General features: G+C 39.7%; 3 protein-coding genes. 2 read left to right on the top strand and 1 reads right to left on the bottom strand.

Annotation, left to right across the window (positions count from 1 at the left end):
* A partial coding sequence (locus ACMJ0U_RS04910) for a TrkH family potassium uptake protein (RefSeq protein ID WP_417128548.1) occupies positions 1-1,271 on the bottom strand: 1,271 nt, incomplete at its 3' end.
* A 528-nt stretch (positions 1,272-1,799) separates the two neighbouring features.
* On the opposite strand from ACMJ0U_RS04910, the gene ACMJ0U_RS04905 reads away from it, so the two are divergent.
* Together ACMJ0U_RS04905 and glf are read left to right on the top strand one after the other, a co-directional pair.
* Positions 1,800-3,242 (top strand): flippase, encoded by a 1,443-nt coding sequence (locus ACMJ0U_RS04905; protein WP_417128546.1) that lies wholly within the window; start codon positions 1,800-1,802, stop codon positions 3,240-3,242.
* A 43-nt stretch (positions 3,243-3,285) separates the two neighbouring features.
* Positions 3,286-4,413: a UDP-galactopyranose mutase gene (glf, locus tag ACMJ0U_RS04900; protein ID WP_417128544.1), complete on the top strand. Its 1,128-nt coding sequence runs from the start codon at positions 3,286-3,288 to the stop codon at positions 4,411-4,413.
* Positions 4,414-4,434 lie beyond the last annotated feature (21 nt).

The following is a 4,434-nucleotide window of genomic DNA, read 5'->3' as shown; positions in this document are numbered from 1 at the left end:
AAAATGCAGACAAAATAAAATACAACGAACGTCATTACCGTAGCAATGGTATGCTGTGACACCGCCATCCGATTCACCTTTACCGGCAACACCGCCCTGGGATGCATCAACCGATGAAACTCATTCTTTACGTTGCGCAACAGAATCAGCAGACGTACATTCTTGACCCCACCCGCAGTAGAACCGGCACATCCTCCTGCCACCATCGTATAAATAAGCAGCAACCAAGTGAAAGGTGGCCACATATTATAGTCGTCCGTAGCAAAGCCACACGAAGTATGGATAGAAGCCACCTGGAAAAGCGATTTCCGGAAAGCTTCCTCCAACCCATAATTATTATGCCAATATAAAGCCCCGGTAATTATCAGTGTCACCGCCCCGATGGATATGAGGTACAACCGGAGCTCACCATCCTTGAGCAACTGTCTGCAACGCCCCTTCATGCACATGAAATAAAGCGAAAAGTTGATACCTGAAAGAATCATAAAGATGGCAATCACATATTCTATAAAAGGAGAATTCCAATAAGCCACACTGGCCTGCTTGGTAGAATATCCTCCGGTAGCTGTTGTGGAAAAAGCATGACATGCAGCATCGAATAAATCCATTCCCCCTATCAGTAACAGCACCACTACCGCTACAGTCAGCATGAAATACACTGTCCACAGCCATTTAGCCATGACACTGATTTTCGGATGAATCTTATCGTGTGTCACCCCCGTAGCCTCTGCCGAAAAAAGGACCTGATTACCTACCCCGAAAATAGGCAGTACGGCTATCGTAAAGAACACTATTCCCAATCCTCCAATCCATTGCGAAAAGCTTCGCCAGAACAACATTCCGTGCGAAAGCGATTCAATATCATCCAGAATAGTTGCTCCCGTTGTCGTAAAACCCGACATAGTCTCAAAAAACGCATCCGAGACTGAAGGGATACTTCCGCTTATATAAAAAGGCAGCATTCCGAATCCGGTGAAAAGCAACCACGTGAACGCTACGATACAATATCCATCGCGCCGTGTCACCCGGTTTTCGGCTCCTCTTCCTAGCAGAATCAGTACGCTCCCCACAGCCATATTAATCAATGTCGTGTAAATAAAATAAATATAGTCTTCCTCTCTATAACACAAGGAAACGCCCGCACATGCCAGAAACATAATTGCCTCCATAAAGAGCAGAATACCCAAAATGCGGAGAATCATCTTTCTGTTAATCAAGCTGTTGCCACGTGTGGCAGTTACATTGACCGCCGTCGATAAAAAATCTTCCATGTATCTTTATGTGTTTATCTTGCAAACTTACATAAAATTCTGTGTTTTTCACTTTTATGTCATGGAAAAGTGTACAAGCTCTGTAATTAATCATCCACCGGCAAATAACCGATACAGGAAAAAGGAGAATAATTCAATACTGATTATCAGCAATTTTAAGAACATCTAAAAACACACTTACGTTTTATCCAAAACACCAAAGAGTTTTGTTCCAAACGCAAGTACATTTTAAGTAAAACGTCAAAGAGTTTTCTCCTAAACGTAGTTGCAGTTTGGAGCAGGTGAAAAACAATCTGGAAAAACAAGAAAAAATGATGCAGTATTTATGATTTCTACTCATTTGTCTACTAAAACCCATTGAAAACTCATTTTATCGGAATTTCCTTTTGACATTTCGATGAAAGGGGGTATTTTTGTAAGATAAACGAACTATCACGCTTACCTTGCATACCTTTTTTATCTTCTCAGGATGGACTGGTATGGGACAGGTAACGGCGAAGCGTACCCTAAAGCCACACGATAGAGGTCATGTCCAAGTCCATAAAAACAAATTATATATTCAACCTCATAAATACCGTTTCCAGTTTAATTTTTCCTGTACTTACATTTCCGTATGCATCCCGGATAATGTTAGCAGAAGGAATCGGACAAGTCAACTTCTACCAATCTATAATTCAATATATATCTTTATTTACATGCCTAGGCATTCCCATGTATGCAATCAGAGAAATTGCGAAAGTACGAGACAATCTATACGAGTGCAATAAAACCACACTGGAAATCCTGCTTCTCCATTTCTCTCTGACTTTTTTAGGCTACCTTCTTGTTTTCATCCTATGCTTGCTGATTCCTGAAATCCAAGTAAATATCCCCTTATTTTTAATTCTCAGCACAAGCATCTTATTTACCACCATTGGATGCGAATGGTTTTACCAAGGCATCGAAGATTTTAAATACATTACCATAAGGGGATTGATTGTGAAGATTTCGGCACTCTTTATTCTTTTCATCTGTGTCAAAACCCCACAAGACATATTATGGTATGGCATGTATTGCGTGGTAGGCGTGGTAGGAGGAAATATTTTCAACTTCATACGGTTAAAGAAATACATCTCATTCATTCCTTTTAAACAACTCCATCCATTAAAGCACCTCAAACCGGCCTTACGGATTTTTGTATTAAACCTTATTATCAGCTTATACGTCAATCTTAATTCGGTAATGCTGGGGTTTATTAAAGACACAGAGAGTGTAGGTCTGTTTACAGCGGCAACCCGCCTTTCACAGATGATATTAGGAGTAACCAGTGCACTGGGCACAGTCATGCTTCCAAGGCTGACAAACCTGCTGTCCAACCAGCAAAAAGAGGAGTTCAACCGATTGGCTCAAAAAGCTACAGAGTTTATTTTTGCAATCTCATTGCCCATCACTGTCGGAACAATTGTTCTGGCTCCAGAACTAATCATCTTATTCTGCGGCAGCACATACCACGCAGCAATAACTACCTTGCAGCTAATATCTCCTATCATTGTCCTGATCAGTTTGTCGGGCATTCTGGGTATACAAATATTATATCCGCAGGGAAAAGAAAATATCGTGATTATTTGTACAGCTATTGGAGCTGCATCAAATTTTATACTCAATTTATGCCTGGTCCCTTCTCTTTCACAAGATGGCGCGGCCATAGCCACGCTTGTGGCTGAATTTTTAGTCACATTCAGCATGATGCTTATCGGAAGAAGGTACATCCCCATTAACTGGAAATCAAAATCATTTCTTAATTATTGCATAGGAACTGCCATCATGGCACTTGCCATTGTTCCCATCACACTAACAAGCAATACGAATAGTATTATAAGCTTAATTGCATGTATAGCAACTGGCATTATTATCTATGCAATCTATTTAGGGCTTACTAAAGATAAGCTCTACTACACATTCAAAGACTTCCTGACAAAGAAAAGAAGTTGACCCGAAATTCCTTTATAATTAACAACATATTCCTAGTAAAGACATGTATGATTATCTGATAGTGGGCTCAGGCCTGTTTGGAGCCACATTTGCCTATAAGGCCTCTAAAGAAGGAAAGAAATGTTTGGTAATAGACAAACGTCCTCATACCGGAGGAAATATCTACTGCGAAAATATAGAAGGTATAAACGTACACAAATATGGCGCACATATCTTTCATACAAACAGTAAGAAGGTATGGGACTTTGTAAATTCCATCGTAGAGTTCAACAGATATACCAACAGCCCTGTAGCCAATTATAAGGGGAAGTTATATAACCTTCCTTTTAACATGAACACCTTCTATCAGATGTGGGGGGTTACCACTCCAGAAGCAGCGCATGCCAAAATAGAAGAACAGAAGGCCGAAGCATTACGCAAAATGCAGGAAGACGGAATCTCAGAACCCCGAAACCTGGAAGAACAGGCCTTGCTTCTTATTGGAAAAGATATCTACGAAAAATTAATTAAAGGGTATACAGAAAAACAATGGGGGCGTAAATGTACAGAGCTTCCGTCATTTATTATCAGACGATTACCCGTAAGATTTATTTACGACAACAACTATTTTAATGACAGATATCAAGGAATCCCCATAGGAGGATATAACAAATTGATAGAGGGATTATTAGAAGGGGTTGAGGTTCGAACAAATACGGATTTCTTTAAAGACAGGAAGTATTGGGAAAGCATTGCAAGCAAAATTGTCTTTACAGGTAAGATTGATGAATATTACGATTACCAGTTCGGCAAACTGGAATACCGCACAGTCCGTTTTGAAGAAGAAATTCACGATTGCAGCAATTTGCAGGGAAATGCGGTAATCAATTACACTGAAAAAGAAATACCTTATACCCGAATCATTGAGCACAAGCATTTTGAGATGTTTGGAGCAGACATTGAGAAATGCCCTAAAACGGTTATCTCCAAAGAATATTCCACTGAATGGAAAGACGGAATGGAACCATACTATCCGGTAAACGATGAAAAAAACAATTCTCTTTATAGCAAATACAAATCGTTAGCAGACAAAGAAAGCAATGTAATATTCGGAGGACGACTGGCTGAATACAAATATTATGACATGGCACCTATTGTTGAAAAAGTAAGGAATATAATTATCGGAAAATAAAAAGTATATACGTAGCCTAAT

This window comes from Phocaeicola sp., assembly GCF_048170425.1.
Lineage (GTDB): Bacteria > Bacteroidota > Bacteroidia > Bacteroidales > Bacteroidaceae > Phocaeicola.
The sequence above is the reverse complement of the archived record's forward strand: the minus strand, read 5'-3'. Positions and strand labels throughout refer to the sequence as shown.